This window comes from Nostoc sp. (assembly GCF_036917315.1).
GTDB lineage: Bacteria > Cyanobacteriota > Cyanobacteriia > Cyanobacteriales > Nostocaceae > Nostoc.
Genome location: NZ_JBALDR010000042.1, coordinates 179,828 through 199,530 on the forward strand (window position 1 = coordinate 179,828; position 19,703 = coordinate 199,530).

At 40.9% G+C, this 19,703-nt stretch carries 14 protein-coding genes; 10 read left to right on the forward strand and 4 right to left on the reverse strand.

Annotated features, from left to right (window positions below):
- Window positions 1–41: 41 nt before the first annotated feature.
- The 5 genes from V7K84_RS18900 (at window position 42) to V7K84_RS18920 (ending at window position 6,111) form a co-directional block, all read left to right on the forward strand.
- Window positions 42–1,223, forward strand: coding sequence for an acyl-CoA dehydrogenase family protein (locus V7K84_RS18900; protein WP_334840247.1), 1,182 nt, complete (start codon window positions 42–44; stop codon window positions 1,221–1,223).
- An 83-nt stretch (window positions 1,224–1,306) separates the two neighbouring features.
- The gene (locus tag V7K84_RS18905; protein WP_334840249.1) at window positions 1,307–2,128 is read left to right on the forward strand and encodes a class I SAM-dependent methyltransferase; all 822 of its coding nucleotides are present in this window, start codon (window positions 1,307–1,309) and stop codon (window positions 2,126–2,128) included.
- A 307-nt stretch (window positions 2,129–2,435) separates the two neighbouring features.
- Entirely contained in the window at window positions 2,436–3,542 is a 1,107-nt protein-coding gene (locus V7K84_RS18910) for an aliphatic sulfonate ABC transporter substrate-binding protein (RefSeq protein ID WP_334840251.1), read from the forward strand.
- A gap of 37 nt (window positions 3,543–3,579) precedes the next feature.
- Complete coding sequence (locus tag V7K84_RS18915; protein ID WP_334840253.1) at window positions 3,580–4,443, forward strand: TauD/TfdA dioxygenase family protein; 864 nt, start codon at window positions 3,580–3,582, stop codon at window positions 4,441–4,443.
- 579 nt (window positions 4,444–5,022) lie between these two features.
- Window positions 5,023–6,111: a sulfonate ABC transporter substrate-binding protein gene (locus tag V7K84_RS18920; protein ID WP_334840255.1), complete on the forward strand. Its 1,089-nt coding sequence runs from the start codon at window positions 5,023–5,025 to the stop codon at window positions 6,109–6,111.
- A gap of 334 nt (window positions 6,112–6,445) precedes the next feature.
- On the opposite strand, the gene V7K84_RS18925 is transcribed toward V7K84_RS18920, so the two are convergent.
- Window positions 6,446–9,499 carry a hybrid sensor histidine kinase/response regulator gene (locus tag V7K84_RS18925; RefSeq protein ID WP_334840257.1) on the reverse strand — a complete coding sequence of 1,018 codons (3,054 nt, stop codon included), beginning with the start codon at window positions 9,497–9,499 and terminating at the stop codon, window positions 6,446–6,448.
- 1 nt (window position 9,500) lies between these two features.
- A complete protein-coding gene (locus V7K84_RS18930) occupies window positions 9,501–9,728 on the reverse strand; it encodes a helix-turn-helix transcriptional regulator (RefSeq protein WP_334840259.1) in 228 nt (75 codons plus the stop codon).
- A gap of 285 nt (window positions 9,729–10,013) precedes the next feature.
- Here V7K84_RS18930 and V7K84_RS18935 point away from each other — a divergent pair, with 285 nt between their 5' ends.
- The 5 genes from V7K84_RS18935 to V7K84_RS18955 all read left to right on the forward strand — a co-directional run bounded on the left by V7K84_RS18935 (window position 10,014) and on the right by V7K84_RS18955 (window position 18,117).
- Window positions 10,014–10,298 (forward strand): hypothetical protein, encoded by a 285-nt coding sequence (locus V7K84_RS18935; RefSeq protein ID WP_334840260.1) that lies wholly within the window; start codon window positions 10,014–10,016, stop codon window positions 10,296–10,298.
- 190 nt (window positions 10,299–10,488) lie between these two features.
- Entirely contained in the window at window positions 10,489–12,687 is a 2,199-nt protein-coding gene (locus tag V7K84_RS18940; RefSeq protein ID WP_334840262.1) for a CHASE2 domain-containing protein, read from the forward strand.
- Window positions 12,688–13,100: 413 nt separating this feature from the next.
- Window positions 13,101–16,262: a CHAT domain-containing protein gene (locus V7K84_RS18945; RefSeq protein WP_334840265.1), complete on the forward strand. Its 3,162-nt coding sequence runs from the start codon at window positions 13,101–13,103 to the stop codon at window positions 16,260–16,262.
- Window positions 16,263–16,322: 60 nt separating this feature from the next.
- Window positions 16,323–16,724, forward strand: a complete 402-nt coding sequence (locus V7K84_RS18950; RefSeq protein WP_334840267.1) for a hypothetical protein — start codon at window positions 16,323–16,325, stop codon at window positions 16,722–16,724.
- Complete coding sequence (locus V7K84_RS18955) at window positions 16,717–18,117, forward strand: hypothetical protein (RefSeq protein ID WP_334840269.1); 1,401 nt, start codon at window positions 16,717–16,719, stop codon at window positions 18,115–18,117. The genes V7K84_RS18950 and V7K84_RS18955 overlap by 8 nt, the downstream gene beginning before the upstream one ends.
- 86 nt (window positions 18,118–18,203) lie before the next feature.
- Here the strand turns inward: V7K84_RS18955 and V7K84_RS18960 are convergent, their stop codons facing one another.
- Entirely contained in the window at window positions 18,204–19,187 is a 984-nt protein-coding gene (locus V7K84_RS18960; RefSeq protein WP_334840270.1) for an RNA polymerase sigma factor, RpoD/SigA family, read from the reverse strand.
- A 364-nt stretch (window positions 19,188–19,551) separates the two neighbouring features.
- Window positions 19,552–19,686 (reverse strand): hypothetical protein, encoded by a 135-nt coding sequence (locus tag V7K84_RS18965; RefSeq protein WP_334840271.1) that lies wholly within the window; start codon window positions 19,684–19,686, stop codon window positions 19,552–19,554.
- Window positions 19,687–19,703 lie beyond the last annotated feature (17 nt).

Sequence of the window (19,703 nt, forward strand, 5' to 3'; positions counted from 1 at the left end):
ATCGACTTGCAAAAACTAACCTACACAAAAATGGTTTAATTATGGTAGTAGATATTACAAAACCAAAAGATTACATTGACCTAGCAACTTCTCTATCCAAGGAACTTACTCAATCCGCAGTTGAACGGGATGCTAAAGCTGGAGTTCCAGAAGAGGAAATTAATAAACTGCGTGAAAGTGGACTGCTACCACTAATTGTACCTAAGCAATATGGTGGGATTGGAGCTACTTGGATTGATGCTTTAAAAATTGTCAGAAAGCTATCAAAAGCTGATGGTTCAATTGGTCAATTGTATGGTAATCATCTCAACTTGACGGCTTTGGCTCACGTTTCCGGCACGCCAGCCCAAAAGGAAAAATATTATAGAGAAACTGCTAAAAATAATTTATTTTGGGCAAATGCGATTAATACAAAGGATACTAGGCTGAAAATTAACCCAGAAGGTGACAATTTTCGGGTTAATGGTGTTAAAAGCTTTGGTACAGGTATTTCCGTTGCAGATTACCGGGTATTCTCCGCTTTAGAAGATGGTGTAGAATTGCCCTTCATATTCATAATTCCCAAAGACAGGGAAGGGTTAGTTTCTAATCAAGATTGGGACAACATCGGGCAACGCCGCACTGATAGCGGTAGTTATACATTTAACAATGTCCTAGTAGAAAAAGATGAGATTTTGGGGCCGCCAAATCCCCGTGATAGTGCCTTCTCAACTTTTCTTGGCATTATTGCCCAGCTAACAAAAACCAATATTTATCTAGGAATTACAAAAGCAGCCTTCGCCGCCGCTCGTGAATATACTAAAACTACTACTAAACCGTGGATTACATCAGGTGTAGATAGTGCGACTCAAGACCCATATATTCTGCATCATTACGGTGATTTTTGGGTGGAAATTCAAGCTGCGATCGCACTAGCCGACCAAGCAGCCAAGAAGGTACAAGCAGCCTGGGAAAAGGATGCAGAACTGACTCATCAAGAAAGGGGAGAAGTTGCCATTGCAGTGTCCGCAGCCAAGGCATTAGCTAGCCGTGTAGGTATAGATATTACCAACCGCATCTTTGAAGTTACAGGAACCCGCGCCACAGCAACCAAATATGGATTTGATCGTTACTGGCGAGATTTGCGAACCTTTACCCTGCACGATCCTGTGGACTACAAATTACGTGCGATCGGCGATTGGGTACTCAACGATCAACTACCCGTCATCACCCAATATTCTTAGTGCATTGGTTATTTCTCTCTCTACCTTTATCCCCAAAGACGCGATGAATCGCGTCTCTACAAAATCTAAAATCCAAAATTGATATGACTCAACTAAAAACACTTCCTACCTACGACCCAAGTTTATTTGAGGGAGCCGCAGAGGGCTACGCTCAATATAGAACCAAATACCCACCGATTGTATTTGACAAATTAGCCGAAATATTTAATCTCAATGGTGAAGGACGACTCCTTGATTTAGGTACTGGCCCAGGATTAATTTCAATTGGTCTACGAACCAAATTTGAAGAAGTTGTGGCGATCGATCCCGATCCCGGCATGATTGCAGAAGCTAAACGGCAAGCAGCAGCAGTTGGAGCAAATAATATTACTTGGTTAGAACAAGGAGCAGAATTAATTGACTCTAGTTTAGGGAAATTTAAGTTAACCACAATTGGTAGAGCCTTCCACTGGATGGAACGCGAACTAGTGCTTGAGCGCCTTTATGAATTGCTAACTGATGATGGTGCGCTAGCACTGCTTCAAACTGGTGATAACCCTTGGGAAAGCAATCTACCTTGGAAACAAGCTGCTGTTGGAGTAGTGAAAAAATGGTTAGGTGAAGAACGCCGGACTGGACAACGAGGACAAGGCACTCGTAAACCACTCGATCCTCCCCATGAAGTCGTAATTGGCAATTCGGCTTTTGCTCGTCAAGAAAACTATGAAGTGCCATTTGAAAAATCTTGGACTGTCGATAGCTATCTTGGCTACTTATACACTACAGCCTTCTCTCTCAAAATTTTCTATGGCGATAACGCCCCAGCATTTGAAAAGGATCTCAGAGAAGCGTTACTCGCAGTTGAGCCGTCTGGACATTTTACAGAAGAACTCCAAGCTACAATTTTAGTCGCTTGGAAGCACTAACAAAATTGCACGCAAATAAAACAGAGCTTCATTCACAAATTTCAATCTTCCACTAGCACGACATTGGAGTGAGAAAGACTCACTCCACTTCCTAAATTTTTGCCTCCTAACTATTAAATTCTCAGTTCCTCGAGTCGTTTTAGGGTGGGTTATACCCACCTATTTTTTAAGTTAATAGATAAAGTTTTTTGAGTTAAAAGTATTTTTTTAATTCTTAAATAACTTAATAAAAAAGATTTTTTGTTTTTTTACATAGCAATTAATCATCATGTTTTAACCACTTAGAGGAAAATCAATAAAACAACCCATGCCAGCTTTAAAAGGAAAGTTTGAATTCAGAAAAAGCCAGAGAACAACACGTCGTTCTTTATTGTTTGCTCTAGGCTACTGCTTAATGCTATCGACGGCCCTATCAAGTTGTGGTGAAGCAAAAAATAGCACTCAGCAGTCACCAGCTTCCCCTGAGTCGGTAGCTTCATCTAGCACTACAGAGAAGTCAACTGAGAAACAAGTAGTACGGATTGTACGTTCCAAACAACTTTCTGCTTTAGCAGTTTTAGAAAAACAGGGTTCCTTGGAAAAGCGATTAGAGCCTCTGGGTTTTAAAGTACAGTGGCCTGAGTTTGCTGCTGGGCCACAACAGCTAGAAGCCTTGAATGCAAATGGACTAGATATTGCATCTACAGCCGAATCGCCTCCTGTATTTTCACAAGCAGCCGGAGCGCCTCTTGTTTATCTAGCTACTACACGCCCTAGTGGTAAAGCTATTTCACTTTTAGTTCCTGTAAACTCTCCGATTAAAAGTGTTAGTGATTTGAAGGGTAAAAAAGTAGCTTTCCAGAAAGCTTCTATTGGCCACTACTTATTAGTTAAAGCGTTAGAAGATGCGGGGTTGAAACTGAGCGATGTGCAATCAGTTTTTTTAGCGCCGCCAGATGCAAATGCGGCATTCAGTCAGAGCAAGGTGGATGCTTGGTATATTTGGGAGCCATTTGCTACTAGAAATGTACAAAATAAAATAGCTCGTGTTTTAGCAGATGGTGGTAAGTTGCGGGATACTGGCAACTTTTATTCAACTTCACGCCAATTTTATCAGGCTCATCCTGATGTTATCAAAGTGTTTCTAGAGGAGTTAGAAAAGGCAGAAATCTGGACTAAGGATCATCCCAAAGAAGTTGCACAATTACTTGCTCCTGTAACTCAGCTAGATCCACCAACTCTAGAAATAATGCATCAGAAATATGACTATGGGCTGGTACCAATCACTGATAAAACCATTATTAAGCAACAGCAAGTTGCAGATAAGTGGTACAGCTTAGGGCTTATCCCCAAGAAGGTAAATGTTAGAGACGGTTTTTTGACACCTGAAGAATACGCCAAAATTACTCCTTCAGATGTATTAGCTAATAAGTAGTTATACCCAATAAAAAATTAAAACACAGGAGAATATTATGGCTATCTCGACTTTGACAAAGGTTAAAATCAGTCCTATCGATGCTCCTTTGGGAGCGATAGTTACCGATCTGGATGCCAGTCAAGCGATCGCGCCTGAAGTCATATTACAACTTAAAGAAGCTTTGCGCGATCGCCACATTTTAATCTTCAAAGACCAAAAGCTCTCCGATCGAGAACTTTTGAACTTTTCTCTATACTTTGGTGCGCTTTTTGTACCATCTGATGAAACTCCAGTATTGGCTTCTAAACCAGGAGAAACTCCGGTAGTGATTCCAATTTCCAATGTCGATGGTGGCTATGCTGGTACTGGAGAATTAACTTTCCATTCCGATCGCAAATGGACTCCTACCCCATCTAGTGGTTCGCTTCTTTATGCGTTGGAAATACCAACTCATGGTGGAGATACGTATTGGTTAAACACCAATTTAGCCTATGAGGCATTAGATGAAGCTACCAAAGAACGGATTGCAGATTTGCAGTTAATTACCTACAACCCATTTTTGCGAGATCGGAATGCACCCCGCTCTTTGTATCGTTTAGACAAAACTATTCCTTTAATCAGTCCGATCTTTCCCCATCCTTTAGTTAGGACACATCCAGAAAGTGGTAAAAAGCATCTTTACTTAGATGCTGCTACAGAAGTTGAAATTGTCGGGTTAGAGCCGGAAGAAGGATTTAAACTGATTGAACAGTTGAGACAACATCTAACTCAACCCAAGTTTTACTACGAACACAAATGGTCTGTAGGTGATATCGTCTACTGGGATAATCAAGCTACCTTGCATTACCGTCAAGCATTTGATCCAAATGAGCGACGAGTATTAAAGCGGGTTAGCCTTGCAGGTAGTCGTCCCTTTTAGGATTTATAGCTCAGAAGATTAAGCTAATGGGCATTTGATTCTATACATTTTTAAGGCAGTCAAGAGTCAAGAGTTATTCTGACTCTTGACTGATTAAACTTGTCTAAATCTCACACTATATGCTTATCAATACAAATAATAAAAATCTTAATTGTTTTTGTTTTAAACAAGTGTTTATAAATACTTTATGTCCAAACAAAACTTGATAATATCTAAACTGAAACTGAGATTTATTAGCACTCGTTTAAAGCGCTACAACGAAAATTATTAATTTTAAAGATAAAACATATTATGGCACTTTTCAGGTTTTCGCAAAGTCTCATTTTTTCTATGAATAAGCTGCAACAATCAAAAATGAACAAGATAAAAATACTATCTGAGTATAGCCTAAATACTAAACCTATAAAAGCAAAATATAAAGAAGAATATGCAGCTTTCACGCCTAATTTAATTAAGTCTAATAAGTAATTGAATAAAAATTCGGAATTCGGGATTTAGAATCAACTTTAGTAATTGGAAAAGTTAAGCTTTTCGCTAATGTTTTTATATCAGTATTTAATCAAAAGCTGAGGTGCAAAAATGTTTCAAAATTTAGTGAAATCTAAGACAACAGTAATTAGTAAATTTTCATTGTTTTTAATACCTGGTTTTATAGCTTTATCTACTACTTTAATTAGTTGTACGTCAACTGTATCTAACACAAATACAGGAACTGTTCCTAAAGCAGAGCCAGCAGGAGCTAAGACTATAACTTTTAAAACAAAGTTACTGCGAATAGGGTATCAAAGCTCTGGTGATTTAGTTAGAGTCAGAGGAGTTTTAGAAAAACGTTTAGAGCCTTTGGGTTTGAAAGTAGAGTGGTCGCAATTTGCTCAAGGGCCACAACTTATGGAGGCGATGAATGTGGGCAAAATTGATATTGGCTCAGTTGGAGAAACGCCTCCGATCTTTGCCCAAGCTGCGGGTGCCAGAATTATCTATTTGGCTGGGAGAAGACTTGGCCCTAATTCTGGTAAAGGTAGTGCGATCGCAGTTCCGAAAAACTCTCCAATTAAAAGATTAGCTGATATCAAAGGTCAAAAAGTAGTCTTTCAAAAAGGTTCTGCTTCTCACTATTTTATCATCCAAGCCTTAAAAGAAGTAGGTTTAAAATATAGTGATATTCAAGTCTTGAGTATGCCCAATGTCGAAGCTCGTGGTGCATTTATTCAGGGCACTATTCCAGTTTGGGTAACTGGCGATCCTCATTTAGCTTTGGTAGAAAAACTCCACGGTGCGCGTGTGCTGAGAGATGCGACAAATATCGGTACTCCAGGCGGATACTATGTAGGAACACGAGAATTTGCTAAGGAAAATCCCGAATTAGTTCGGATAATTTTAGAAGAAATTGATAAAAATGGTCAATGGGCAGAAGCGAATCGTAAAGAAGTAGCCAAACTCATAGCACCTGTACTCAAAATTGATTTACCCATTCAGGAAATAATTTCTAGTCGTGCTACTTATCGACTCAGAGGAATTACTCCAGAACTAATGCAAGCCCAGCAAAGTGTTGCTGATTTGTTCTATAACGAAAAAATCTTACCCAAAAAGATTGATGTTAAAGAAGCATTGCTCACGCCTCAAGAATATGCAACTATTACTCCACCAACACTGATAAGTGAAAAGTAGAGAATAATCAAACATGAAGTTTGTTTTTTTAAACAAACTAGAATACCAATTTGCTAAATGCAAAATGAGATTTGTTGAATTAGCACAATCTCATTTTTTGATCGTGGATTGGTATTCTAGGAGGTTTAAATAATAACTTCCGATTATCTTACTTGCTTTTGAAAGTAAGACTGACAACGTAAACGCTAAAACTTACGAGGAAAATCATAATTGATGAACAAGTCATTTCAACCACAACGCCGTACAGTCTTAAAGCGTATTTTCCAATATTCTGCATTGGGACTTTTTACTTTATTATCTCCCTTGGTTGGTAGCCTTGAAGGTAGAGGCAGGTTTATTCAGCGATTAAGTTGGCGATCGCATCTACTAATTCGCTTGGTTCTACTGGTTTGGCAATATGCTTGTTAAATCCGGCTGTTAGCACCTGTTGAGCGTTCATTTCTCCAGCATAGGCGGTAAGTGCGATCGCGCGAATTTTTCCTCCCTGCTCTGGTGGCAGTGTTCTCAACTGTCGCATGAACATACATCCATCCACTTCTGGCATCCCAATATCGCTTAAAAGTATATCTGGCAAGGATTGGGCTAAAGTAGCTAGGGCTTCATTTGCTGATGTTACTGCTGTTACATTTGCCCCATACTGCTCTAGTAAGAAGACAATAAATTCTCGCGTATCTGTATCATCATCCACGACTAAAATTTTGACACCATTCAAATTTGAGGATGGCTCAGAATTGCTACTGTCTTGTTTAATCTCTAATTGATTTTGGATTAACGGTAATCTTACAGTAAAAGTTGCCCCCCGATCTTCGCCCTCACTTTCTACTTGCACTGTCCCGCCATGCAGTTCGACTAAGTGACGAACGATCGCTAATCCTAACCCCAATCCACCAAATTTTCTGGTGGTGCTGCTATTCTCTTGACGAAAATATTCAAACACGTAAGGCAGAAAATTGGGGTCGATGCCTTTACCTGTATCGCTGACTTGAATGATTGCTGAGTTATGAGTGCTGGGTGCTGAGTTGACATTAGAACATGATGATAGTCGAATATCAACCCGTCCGCCTTCTGGTGTAAACTTAACCGCATTTGAGAGCAGGTTCCAAACGATTTGCTGCAATCGGTTGGAGTCTCCCAAAACTTGTCCCAAATTTGGTTCCAGGCTGATGTGCATCTCTATTGATTTAGCTTCTGCTGATAGCCGTACTGTCTCCATTGCTGCCGAAATCACAGATGTCAGATCGACTGGGTAGATATTCAAGCTGATTTTACCTTGTAAAATCCGGGAGATATCCAGTAAATCTTCAATCAGTTGAGCCTGTAACTTCGCATTTCGCTCAATAGTCTTCAGCGCTTGAGGGATTGTCTTTTCATCAAGTTTTTTGGTTTGGAGTAGCTTTGACCAACCTAAAATTGGGTTGAGTGGCGATCGCAATTCATGAGAAAGTACTGCCAGAAACTCATCTTTTATTCGGTTGGCATTTTCTGCTGCTTTCCGGGCGGTTTGTTCTGCCTCGTATAGACGGGCACGTTCCATCGCTTGAGCGCACTGCTGTGCGAGTGCCAGCATAAAGGCTCGATCGTCTTGATTAAAGTTCTGAATTTCGGTAAAAGCTAGAGACATTCCACCGATAGCTCGTCCCTCTACGATCAGTGGAATCGAAATCCAAGCGCCGTAGTTGGACTGAGCGTATTCTTTGGCAAGATTTGCGTAACGAGCAATCCTTGTTTCGGTTGGCTCTTGCCAAATAGGCTGCTTAGTTCTTACTGCTTCTGCCAGTGGCGCGGATGCATTAATCGAGAATCGACGCCAGGAATCTAATATTTCTTTTTGCCCGCCAACAGTTTGGACAATTTCTAATTCAGTGCCGCTTTGAGTCAGTAGTGCCACAAAAACAGAACTAGCTCTCAAAGCTGCTATACCTTGCTCTACAATTACTTCAGCAACTTGTGTCGGAGTTAGAGATTCAGAAAGGGCAGCGGTAATTGCTTGCAGACGGGTAGTGCGAGATGCTGCGCGTAAAGCCGCCTGTTGAGATTGCTGTGCTTCTCTGTAGAGTCGGGCATTATCAACAGCGATCGCCGCTCGGCTAGCCAACTCCTCAGCTAACATCAGGTTTTTGGTATCGTAGAAACGACCTGAAGAAGATACCAAAGTCATAGCTCCCAGCACTCGCCCCCGAAGGATTAACGGTACACTCATCCCAGATGTTGGATTTAGTTCTTGCAATATTTTGAAGTGACTGGCGTTGTGGGTTAACCCTTGGATTTGTTCCTCAGAAATAAAATGAGTAATTTTTGATTTACCCGTCCGTATTACCTTCGCAACACCTACTGTTTGTGCCAAATCAGGCGGATAATTTTGTAACTGTTCTACCAATTCTTGTTTCTCTGGATTGGCATGGGCTGTTGCAACCCGACGGACTAATTGATTGTCACAAATAATATCAACTAAGCACCAATCAGCGATTTCCGGCACTGCTAAACGCGCCAAACCTGCTAGGGTTATCTCGTAATCCAATGATGCAGCCAAAATCCTACTAGCTTCAGCTAAGAAACGCTGCTCCTCTTCCACTTGTTTGCGCTTAGTGATATCTCGCGAAGACGCTTGCATTTCTAAAATTTCTTGAGTTTGGCGATCGCGGATAGCTCGAATAGTTGCTTCCAACCAGATATAATGTCCGTCTTGGTGACGGGCACGGTGAGTAATGGTATAAATATCTGGTAAATCAGCATTGACTGGATAATTTTTCGCAATCTCTACCAAATCATCAGGGTGAACTAACTCCTGGCTGGGATGACCAACTAGCTCCTCTGGTTGATATCCCAGTACTGTGTAGCAAGCTGGTGAAACGTACAGAATAATTCCATCTACTGTAAGGCGTGAAATAATATCAGTTGAATTTTCAGCCAGCAGCCGAAAACACGCCTCACTGTCGCGCAATTTGGCTTCAGCCTGCTTGCGTTCGGTAATATCGACGCACATTCCCACCCATTCGCGGATTTCGCCTATTTCATCGAGTATAGGCACACCGCGTATATTCATATAACGGTATTCGCCATCATGCCGTAGAACGCGATACTCAGCAACTGCAACACTGCGTGTAGGAAACGCCTGTTGCCAAATTTCCACCATCGATGCACGATCTTCTGGGTGTAGAGCCTCAACCCAACCCCATCCTTTATATTGTTCGGGACTTTGCCCTGTGAACCCCTGCCAAGTTGGAATCTCATCAACAACATTGCCCCAAGGTGCTGCCCTCCAGACAATGGATGCGCTGGCCTCTGCCAGTGAACGGTAGCGTGCTTCACTATCGCGCAGCGCAACTTGCTGTTCGCTCAAATATTGCTGCAAATCAATAACCTCTTGAGCTTTCAGGTTCTCACTCATTTTAAAAGTATTTGGCTAAAAGCGACTCGCCAGATTCTCCCATCTGCCGTAATAGTTCTGCAATTTGTTTCATCGTCAGTAGCGAAGGTTGTGTCTGTCCATTTTTCCATCGATTTATAGTGTGGAAGGAAACTCCTAATATCGTTGCCAGTTTTACCTGTGTAAATTTAAGGCACTGCCGAGTCTCACGAACCAACTGTGCAATCCTTGGCTGTTCGATTGCTGGCATAAGCTAAATATATTTTGATTTTTCTCATGCAATATAGCAGATGCTATGGCTCTAACTGCACCCATCTAAGGTTATAAGAAGAAGCAGGGGGGCAATGGGGAAGAAGATCGCCAAGGGGCAGGGCTTGTACCGAAAATCATTTTTCTCCTCTGCCCCTCTGCCCCTCTACCCCTCTGCCCCTCTGCCCCTCTGCATTCTTGTAAGTTAGTGATTATGTATTACATCAACTATCATGCAAGCTATTTAAGCTAGTAATAGAATTGTTTCAATTCAGGGGATAAAAATATGAAGGTTTGGCTTGCTTGCTTTTTAGTGCTGTTTGCCTTAGCGGAACTGTTTGACTGGTTGCAAGAATTTAATCTGCCATTACCTATCTATATTTTGGGTGGCGCTTTTTTAGCTGTTGCTTCTAACTATGATAAGATCGTTGGTTCCTATTTTGCTGATTCAAGCATTGAAGCATCACTTGAACAACCTCAGTTAGATTCACTAACTCCATCTCCTAATCCGATTTCTTTCCCAATTACCAGTTCTGTTGAAGATGTTCAAACATCTCAAACAGATGATTAGTGCTTATCTGATTTTATGGTTGACGCTGGACGTAAGCTTGCTTTAAAAATAGGAATACGTCAAAGTCTCTAAATAGCAACTAAATTGCTACATTAATATAAACATCAGGTTAAATAGCTTTTAACCTAGCTTCCGAAAATTAACTTCTGCGCCTACAAATCTACCCAATTCAGGCTATCGCCGCAACGCCGTGATTAGTGGACTATTAGAAAAACTCCGCTTACCTTTTGTCAAAGTTCAGGATTCCCGTGAAACTTCTAAGAGCAAAAGCTGGCTGCAAATTATTTTTGTTACCAGTGTCGGAGTTACCGCCTTTATCTGGGGAGTTCGGGAACTTAAATGGTTACAGCCTTGGGAGTTAAGAGTTTATGACCAGATGTTGCGATCGCGGCCAGCAGAAGCACCCGATCGGCGGATTGTGCTAGTAAAAATTACTGATAACGATCTCAAACGCGAGAAATGGCCTCTATCAGATCGGACAATCAATCAGCTATTAAAGAAAATAGAGTCTTATCAACCGCGAATTGTTGGTTTATATCTTTTCCGACCGGAAGACAATAATTTGGCGGCTAATCTCCAAAATCAAGATAACATTGTCACTACCTGTTTGTTCAGCAGTTTGGGTAGAGATGAAATTCCCCCGCCGCCGAATGCCGCTATCGATAATGTTGGGTTTAGCGATGTGGTCGCTGACAATGAAAACGACCAAAGTCTCCGCCGCACTTTATTATTTGCTAACTCTACAGATAAGAAATGTACAACACAATTTGCATTTGGTGCATTAATTGCAATTAATTATCTAGAAAAACAAGGTATTGAATACGATTTCACTAAAAAAGGAGATTTTATATTAGGTAAAATCCTGTTCCGGCGTTTACAACCTAATTCTGGCGGCTACCAACATTTGGATGCACAAGGCTATCAAATATTATTAAACTACCGTCACCCCAACAGCCTCGCCGACCAAGTAACCCTCACAGATGTTCTTAGTGGGCAAGTCAACCCCAGTTTATTCAAAGACCGTCTGGTAATTATTGGCACTACAGCAGCTAATATCCCTCCAGGTGGCTTTTATACGCCCTACAGCGCTTTGCCAGATCAACCAGCCAGAATGCCTGCTCTATTGATTCATGCACAGATAGCAAGTCAACTCATCAGTACAGTGTTGGATGGGCGACCCTTGATTTGGTATTGGCCAAACTGGGTGGAACTTATTTGGGTATGGGGCTGGTCGCTATTAGGTGGTGTTTTAGCATTGCGGTGGCAAAATCCGCTGCTTTTGCTAGTGGTAGAAACGATAACTCTATTTGGCTTAGTAGTAATCTGCGTTGCTTTGTTTTTACAAGCTGGATGGGTGCCGTTAATCCCTCCGGCTCTTGCGTTGGCGATTAGTAGTATCTGTGCGATCGCTTATACTAGCTACCAAAATCAGCGGCAAACTCAGGTGATTGTTCTGCAAATTGAAAAACAACAAGAAGCGATCGCCCAATTAAATGTACTCTTAGAAGATAAAACAGCAATTCCCGACTCGTCTGTTGACTTTCCTCCCCCAGTTGATTCACCAGAAATAAAATCAGGTGATTTGCTTTTGAGTGGACGCTACAAAATTTCTAAAACTCTTGGTGCAGGTGGATTTGGTCGGACTTATTTAGCACAGGATACTCAACGGCCGGGTAATCCTACTTGTGTAGTTAAAAAGTTAATGCCAGCGCGTCAAGATACACGATTTTTGCAAGTCGCTCGCAGATTGTTTCATAGTGAAGCTGAAATTTTAGAAATTTTGGGTAAACATCATCAGATTCCCGAACTACTTGCTTATTTTGAAGATAACCACGAATTTTATTTAATTCAACAATATATTGAGGGACATACCCTAAGCGAAGAATTACCACCCGTACAGAATGTGCAGAATGAATCATTTGTAATCGAGATGCTCAAACAAGTTTTAGAAGTTCTAGAATTTGTTCATCAACATCGAGTGATTCATCGCGATCTTAAACCGACTAATATTATTAGATGCGTTCAAAATAATCGGCTGGTATTGATTGACTTTGGTGCTGTCAAATTGATGCAACCGTCGAGTAGCGAGCAAACAGAATTAGCCACAGTAGCCATTGGGACGCGGGGTTATGCACCTCCAGAACAATTTGCCGGTCATCCCCGCTTATGCAGTGACATATATGCTTTAGGAATGATTGCTATTCAAGCCATAACTGGGATACCACCGCAAGAACTTCACCCAGATCCAGAAACGGGTAATGTGATGTGGCGGCAAACAGTGCAAGTGAGTGAAGAATTAGCGGCAATTTTAGATAAAATGGTTTGCTATCATTTTAGCGATCGCTATCAATCAGCCACCGAAGTTTTACAAGATTTGAAACGGATGTAGCCCTGGCGATTAGAAATCGCGGCTGAACTATAATTAATTACACAATGTCATTGCGAGCGAAGCGAAGCAATCGCAAAGGCTGGGATTACTTCGCTCTGCTCACAATGACTGTAAATATTTTTGTTTATCTAAACTATAGGCTGACAATACGATTGTTTCGCCTGATAATGCGATTGTTTTGAGTTACATTGCGATTGTATGGACTAACAATAGCATGTGTGTCAACTTAGAGCTAGGGTGAAGGTCATTCGCGCCTACACAGGCAAAGTCTACCTCCGTAGATTAAGGAAAAATTGAGGGTTTAAAACCCACGAAGGTGGGTTTTGGTTCTGTAGATACGTTTTTCAACCGCCGATATAACTTTCCGTAAAATTGCTAAAATACACTACAAAAGCAATACATGGTTGCAGCAAATGAACCGCAAAGGCTCAGAGGACGCCGAGAGAAGGCGAAATCAAGAAGGGATTAAGCAAGTTGATGTTGTTGGTGAATCTACTACAGATGAAGCAGAAGCTTTGTTTAATCAAGGGACGGTGCTGTATGGTTTCAGGCTATATGAACAAGCGATCGCATTCTTCGACAATGCTATTGAAATTAAACCTGATTTCTATGATGCTTGGCAGAATCGCGGCGTGGCGTTGCGTCAGTTAGGGCGATATGAGGAAGCAAACACATCTTTTAAAACAGCCTTGAATAAGTTAGAGCGATTTGAAGAAGCGATTGCATCTATTGGAAGTGCCCTGAAAATCAAACCCGACGACTACGAAGCTTGGTACAACCAGGGTTTTATATTAAGTAATTTAGAGCGATTTGAAGAAGCTATCACATCCTACGACAAAGCCCTCAAAATTAAACCAGACTTATACCAAGCTTGGTACAATCGGGGTAATGCGCTGAGTAATTTAGAGCAATTTGAAGAAGCGATCGCATCCTACGATGAAGCCTTGAAAATCAAACCCTACGACCACGAAGCTTGGTACAACCAGGGTTTTATATTAAGTAATTTAGAGCGATTTGAAGAAGCGATCGCATCCTACGATGAAGCCTTGAAAATCAAACCAGACTTATACCAAGCTTGGTACAATCGGGGTAATGTGCTGAGTAATTTAGAGCAATTTGAAGAAGCAGTCGCATCCTACGATGAAGCCTTGAAAATCAAACCAGATGACCACGAAGCTTGGCAAAACCGGGGTTTGGCGCTGAGTAGTTTAAAGCGATTTGAAGAAGCAATTGTATCTATTGGAAGTGCCCTGAAAATCAAACCCGACCACTACGAAGCTTGGTACAACAAGGGTTTCATATTAAGTAATTTAGAGCAATTTGAAGAAGCGATTACATCCTACGACGAAGCTTTGAAAATCAAACCCGACGACCACGAAGCTTGGCAAAACCGGGGTAATGCGCTGAGTAATTTGGAGCAATTTGAAAAAGCGATCATATCCTACGCTAAAGCCCTCAAAATTAGATCCAACGACCACGAAGTTTCAAACAGCTGGGGTGCGGCGTTATTTAAATTAGGGCGATTTCAAGAAGCGATCACATTCTATGATGAAGCCCTCAAAATTAAACCAGACTTACACCAAGCTTGGTACAACCGGGGTAATGCGCTATTTAACTTAGAGCTACTAGAAGAAGCAAGCGCATCATACGACAAAGCTCTCGAAATAAAACCAGACTTACACTTAGGTTGGATTAACCGAGGAAACGTAACTGGAAAGAGGATAGATTTATTTAGTGCAGCAGTACCCGACCCTGCTCAAAAATTTGCTCAAAAATTTAACAATCCCGATTTAAACAAGCCTGGCTATGAAGGTAAATTGGCAAACTATAAAGAAGGTTTGAAGCATTGCCCGCAAGACACGCACCCACAATATTCGGGAGAATTGCATAAGACAATAGGTGATGCTCATTATTTGCGAGGGCGAGATGATTATAACGCCCGCTATTTTTTTGACAAAGCTGTTACCAGCTACAAAAAGGCACTACAAACTCTTACAGCAACAAATTTTCCTGAGTTGCATCTAGAGGTTTTGCAAAACTTGATTCACGTCCAGTTAGATTTAAACGAAACAGCCGAAGTTACAGAACTCCAGCGACAGGGTACTGATTTATTGCGGCGCTTATTAAATGAACTAAATCGCTCTGATAAAAGTCAAAAACAACTAGCTCTGAAATTTGCATGGTTTCAACAGTTAACTGTTGATTTAGCTGTGCAGTCTGAGAAGCTAGTACAAGCTGTTGAATTAGCAGAACAGAGCAAAAATACCTGCTTGCGTTGGCTTTTGGATGAATGGACTGATGAAATTTCCTCTGCCAGTTATTCAACAATGCAACAACTGCTGAATCCCTCAACTGCTGTTGTTTATTGGCATCTCAGCCCTTACGCCCTACACACTTTCATCCTGAAACACAACGCACCATCACCCATCATCCTCTCTACTCCCTCCTTTTCCAGCCAGAATGAAAATGCTCCTACAACTCCTCTCTTTTTAAACGGGGCTAGAGGGGATCTGCGTCTACGCGATTTTGAAGGCTGGGTGAAAAATTGGAATCAACAATATGCCGATTATCGAGACAAAGCAAAAGACGAACAAAGCCCCAAAAACAAACTTTGGCGACAGTTAATGCCAGATAAACTTGAGGAGTTGAAAAATATCCTCAATATTTCTGCTATTCAAGAAGAATTAAACGGCATCACAAACTTAATTCTCATTCCTCATCGTGATTTGCACCGCTTACCACTCCATGCAATATTTACAGATAACTTCACCATCACCTATTTACCTAGCGCCCAAATAGGTATTACCTTACAAAGCTTGAAGCAAACAAATCTCAGAGCAATTGGTGAATTGCCCCTATTGAGTGTAGAACATCCCGACAGTGAAGGTTTTCCTATTTTGCCCCATGCAGAAATCGAATCTGCTGCTATTACCCAGTTATTCCAAAACCCTACGCCGAAACGAATTTCTGGAGAAGCCGCGACGAATACCACACTTAAAGCAGCCCTAAAAGATCGTTACGCTATTTTTCACTTCACAGGACATAGCACCTATAATTTCCATAATCCTCAACAATCTGCTTTGGCTCTTAGCGGTAAAGAGTTACTGACTTTAGAGGAGATTTTTCATATTGAGAACCTCAGAGGATATCAACTAGTTAGCCTTTCATCTTGTGAAACTGCCATCACTAGCAATCAAACTATCACTGCTGAATATGTTGGTTTAGTCAGTGCCTTTCTCTATCAGGGTGTTACCGATGTCGTTAGTACATTGTGGACTGTGACTGACGATGCTAGTAGTTTTTTAATGATTTACTTTTACTGGCAAATAAAGAAAGGCAAATCGCCAGTAGTTGCCCTCAATAAAGCAACAAAATGGTTACGTAGTTTAACATTTAGTCAACTTGAAAGAATTTATCGAGTAATCTTGGCTAAGTTAGCATCAGATGAAACGACTCTCCGTCCTTTTATCAGAAGAAAACTTAATCAAATTAGTCAAATGGAGTTATCAGAAAAGAACCAACAACCTTTTCACCATCCCTACTATTGGGCAGCTTTCACAATTACTGGTGGATAAAATTTCTTATTTATTTGCGCCTTTGCGTGAGACATTAATAGATGACTCTAAAAAATCTCTATGAAACCTAACAACATAATTACTCTGACAGCCTTCCTCACGGCTCTCACACAATTGGATGAACCTTTGCCAGACAATATCCAAACACAGCTACATGACATCAGCAAAGCCCTAATAGTCGATCCTGATAATATTATCGGAAAATTAGATGCGATCGCCGAAAGTTATCCACCCTTAGATAAAGTTTATCAAACAGAACTTACTAGAATTGAAAAAACTGGCGAACGTACTAAAGGTTTACCACCTCTGCCTTTACCAACTGAACCAACTGCGGAATTGACGAATGCAGCATTTAATGCTTTTAGTAACAATAATTCGGTATCTGCTGCAAAGATAGCTGTAAAACCAAATCTTCTGCAAAAGGTTCGGGACTTTATTCATGGCAGAACAGTAAATGACTGAGAAGATTATTTATCCCAGTATTGATTTATTCCTCTACGATTTAAAAGATGGTTTAGGAGAAGATGAGACAAAAATCAACGAGAACTGCCAAGATTTTTGTCGAAAAATATATGGCGATTTAGATAAAACGAGCTTTCAGGAAAAGCACCAAGAATTCCTGAAGCATAAAAATAATAGTGGAGATGTAAAGTTGCTCGGAAAAGCCCAAACTAGAGACTTTCCATCACCTCTAGATGGCTATTACTATCCTCTGCAAATTGGTGATACTTACGCGCTACAAGTTGACTATTCTGGTCAATTAGATGCTGACAGTAAACCTAATTATGCTCCCCAAGATATTGACGGCGCACCTTTTAGAAAACTAAAAGAAGAAATTACTAATCGCTTATCTCAGCAAACAGGCACAATTGGACAAACTTGGTTACTTTGGGGAAAGCTAACCAACACTAAAACAGAGGCGGAAGTTGAAGAGATAGCCAAAGAATGTTACACCAAAATTGTCAGCGATTACAAATGGCAACGAGATTTTATTGGCAAGGGTAAGTTCCAAGAAGGTACGATTTTTGAATTGTGGTATTGTCCACAAGATTTAGGCGTAGATGGTAAAGAATTTTGGGATGAATTTAGAAAATCAAGCTATCATATCTTAATTTGGTTGTTTCCCGAACATATTTCACCAGATGAGATGAGGAAACAAGTACAAGCTGTATATTATGATTTATTACGTTTATGCCAATACCGTCATAAAGTAGTTTGGTCATATTATCAAAGTCGCTATCAAAAACAGATTCTCAAAAAAGAATATATCGAAATTCAACCATCGATTAACCAGACAATCGAATTACCAAGGTTGCTGCAAACCAACAGCTTAAAATTAAGTAAACTCCAAGAAAGTCTGACAAATAATTTAATCAACTTATCAGACTACACGATTGCCTTAAACGATCTAGAAAATCAAAGCCAGACTATTCAATTAAACTTAGAAAATTATAAATCTCGTTTAGCATATATCCAGAAAGAATACACAAGTAGCGACTTAAAATTTCTCCAAGAGTTTAGCGAAAGTGAATTTTATGGCAAAAAATATCAGCGACAAGTAGAAGTAGATTATGTGATTCTCAGTCCAGGATTAACCTTGCTGCAAAATCTCAATAACACTATCCAAGGTATTATTGACCTAGAGCAAACTAAAAGCGATCGCACTCTCAATACAACTATAGCGATCGCAGGTGTTGGACTTGCCAGTAGCCAAATAGCCTCCGCCGTCATTCTCGCCCAGCCTAACGATTATCAACAACATCTCCGCTTCCGGGCTGAAGTTTTTGGCTGGAGTGTAGGCATTGGTGTCTTCTTTGCTGTACTAATCTTTATTAGCCTCCGCTTTCGCCGCTAAGTTTTCAGCAAAAAAAAATCGCCTCCTGAATTCAGGAAGCGCATCACCAAGGTGGTGTAGAGACGCGAAATTTCGCGTCTCTTGTTTTAACTAGCAACGTATTCTTTGACATTGGCACGACGGCGACGCAGATGAGCCAAAGCTTGATGCTCTAACTGACGAACGCGTTCGCGGCTGAGATTCAATCTCTCACCAACTTTCGCCAATGACATTTCATTACCATCTTCTAAACCAAAGCGTAAAGCTACAACTTCTCGCTGTTGCGGGGTTAGTTCTGCTAGCAGGTTGTTCAAGTCTTGGCGTAAGAATTCCTGGTTGGTGTAATACTCTGGTGATGGACCATCATCTTCGAGCATTTCTTGCAACTCAGTATCCTGGTTCTCCCCAACTCGCACATCCAAAGAAACTGGTTGACGAGCCATATTCAGGTACTCGCGAATCTGAGCAGGTTCTAGTTCTAGTGCTTTGGCAATTTCGGCTGGAGTCGGCGATCGCCCCAAAGTTTGAGCTAACTCGCGCTGCACTTTTTTGATTTTGTTCAGTTTCTCGGTAATGTGGATCGGTAAGCGGATGGTACGACCTTGTTGAGCGATCGCACGAGTAATTGCTTGGCGAATCCACCAGTAAGCGTAAGTTGAGAACTTATAACCCCTCATCGGGTCAAATTTCTCCACACCCCGCTCTAATCCTAGTGTTCCTTCCTGGATTAAATCCAGAAACTCCATATTCCGCTTTTGATACTTTTTAGCAATAGCAACAACCAAGCGTAAATTCGCTTCGATCATTTTTTGCTTTGCCCGCTTACCTTGCGCCACTGTTTGTTGCACATCGGTTTCCGATTGTTTAACGTGCTCGGCCCACTCTGAAATATCCGGTTCGCGTTGCAACTTCTTCGCCAAAGCTTCCTTGGCGTCGATCAGCGTCATCATTTGTTGCACTTGCTTCCCAAAGACAATTTCTTGTTCGCGGGTTAGCAGTGGTACACGACCAATTTCTCGCAGATAGGTTCGCACCATATCAGCCGTGAATTTGGTGTTGAGGTTTTCGGTTTGGGTATTGACAGTAGGCATTGGTGCGATGTCCTCTACTTCGTAAAGATAATGTATGTTTTATTACTAAAATGGATGGGTAAAAGTAGTACATCTATCATGAAATATCAAGAGCTACCAAAATAAATTAGTTAATGCAGCCGTTGTTAAAACGGTAAGCCCCCAATGATAGGTTTTTCTACCTTCCCTAAATTTTCAATCTTTTATAAGCACGCTGGTTATTTTTGAGAATTATTCTCTTGGACAGTTACTAACACCGAGCGGTAAATCTGAAGTCGGTATGAGTTCTACTTAACTTATAATACGATAAATCAGCCAAATAGTAAACTATCTTAAGATAAAACCTATCATTATAATTCAAAAGCAGCCGTTATAGAAAAAAAATTTAAATTTCCTTGAAATCACTGACTATATCTATAGTGACGCCAAAAACCCCTCTTCTGTTGCCAAAAACTAGCCGGATAACCGAACTTAATTTGCTGTGACAATGGAGGGATGTCACGAATTGGTCATTAGTCATTGGTCATTTGTCATTTG

Excerpts from the sequence above, each read along its gene's own strand:
- V7K84_RS18900 (WP_334840247.1), top strand. The coding sequence starts at position 42 with ATGGTAGTAGATATTACAAAACCAAAAGATTACATTGACCTAGCAACT.
- V7K84_RS18905 (WP_334840249.1), top strand. The coding sequence starts at position 1,307 with ATGACTCAACTAAAAACACTTCCTACCTACGACCCAAGTTTATTTGAG.
- V7K84_RS18910 (WP_334840251.1), top strand. The coding sequence starts at position 2,436 with ATGCCAGCTTTAAAAGGAAAGTTTGAATTCAGAAAAAGCCAGAGAACA.
- V7K84_RS18915 (WP_334840253.1), top strand. The coding sequence starts at position 3,580 with ATGGCTATCTCGACTTTGACAAAGGTTAAAATCAGTCCTATCGATGCT.
- V7K84_RS18920 (WP_334840255.1), top strand. The coding sequence starts at position 5,023 with ATGTTTCAAAATTTAGTGAAATCTAAGACAACAGTAATTAGTAAATTT.
- V7K84_RS18925 (WP_334840257.1), bottom strand. The coding sequence starts at position 9,499 with ATGAGTGAGAACCTGAAAGCTCAAGAGGTTATTGATTTGCAGCAATAT.
- V7K84_RS18930 (WP_334840259.1), bottom strand. The coding sequence starts at position 9,728 with ATGCCAGCAATCGAACAGCCAAGGATTGCACAGTTGGTTCGTGAGACT.
- V7K84_RS18935 (WP_334840260.1), top strand. The coding sequence starts at position 10,014 with ATGAAGGTTTGGCTTGCTTGCTTTTTAGTGCTGTTTGCCTTAGCGGAA.
- V7K84_RS18945 (WP_334840265.1), top strand. The coding sequence starts at position 13,101 with ATGAACCGCAAAGGCTCAGAGGACGCCGAGAGAAGGCGAAATCAAGAA.
- V7K84_RS18950 (WP_334840267.1), top strand. The coding sequence starts at position 16,323 with ATGAAACCTAACAACATAATTACTCTGACAGCCTTCCTCACGGCTCTC.
- V7K84_RS18955 (WP_334840269.1), top strand. The coding sequence starts at position 16,717 with ATGACTGAGAAGATTATTTATCCCAGTATTGATTTATTCCTCTACGAT.
- V7K84_RS18960 (WP_334840270.1), bottom strand. The coding sequence starts at position 19,187 with ATGCCTACTGTCAATACCCAAACCGAAAACCTCAACACCAAATTCACG.
- V7K84_RS18965 (WP_334840271.1), bottom strand. The coding sequence starts at position 19,686 with ATGACTAATGACCAATTCGTGACATCCCTCCATTGTCACAGCAAATTA.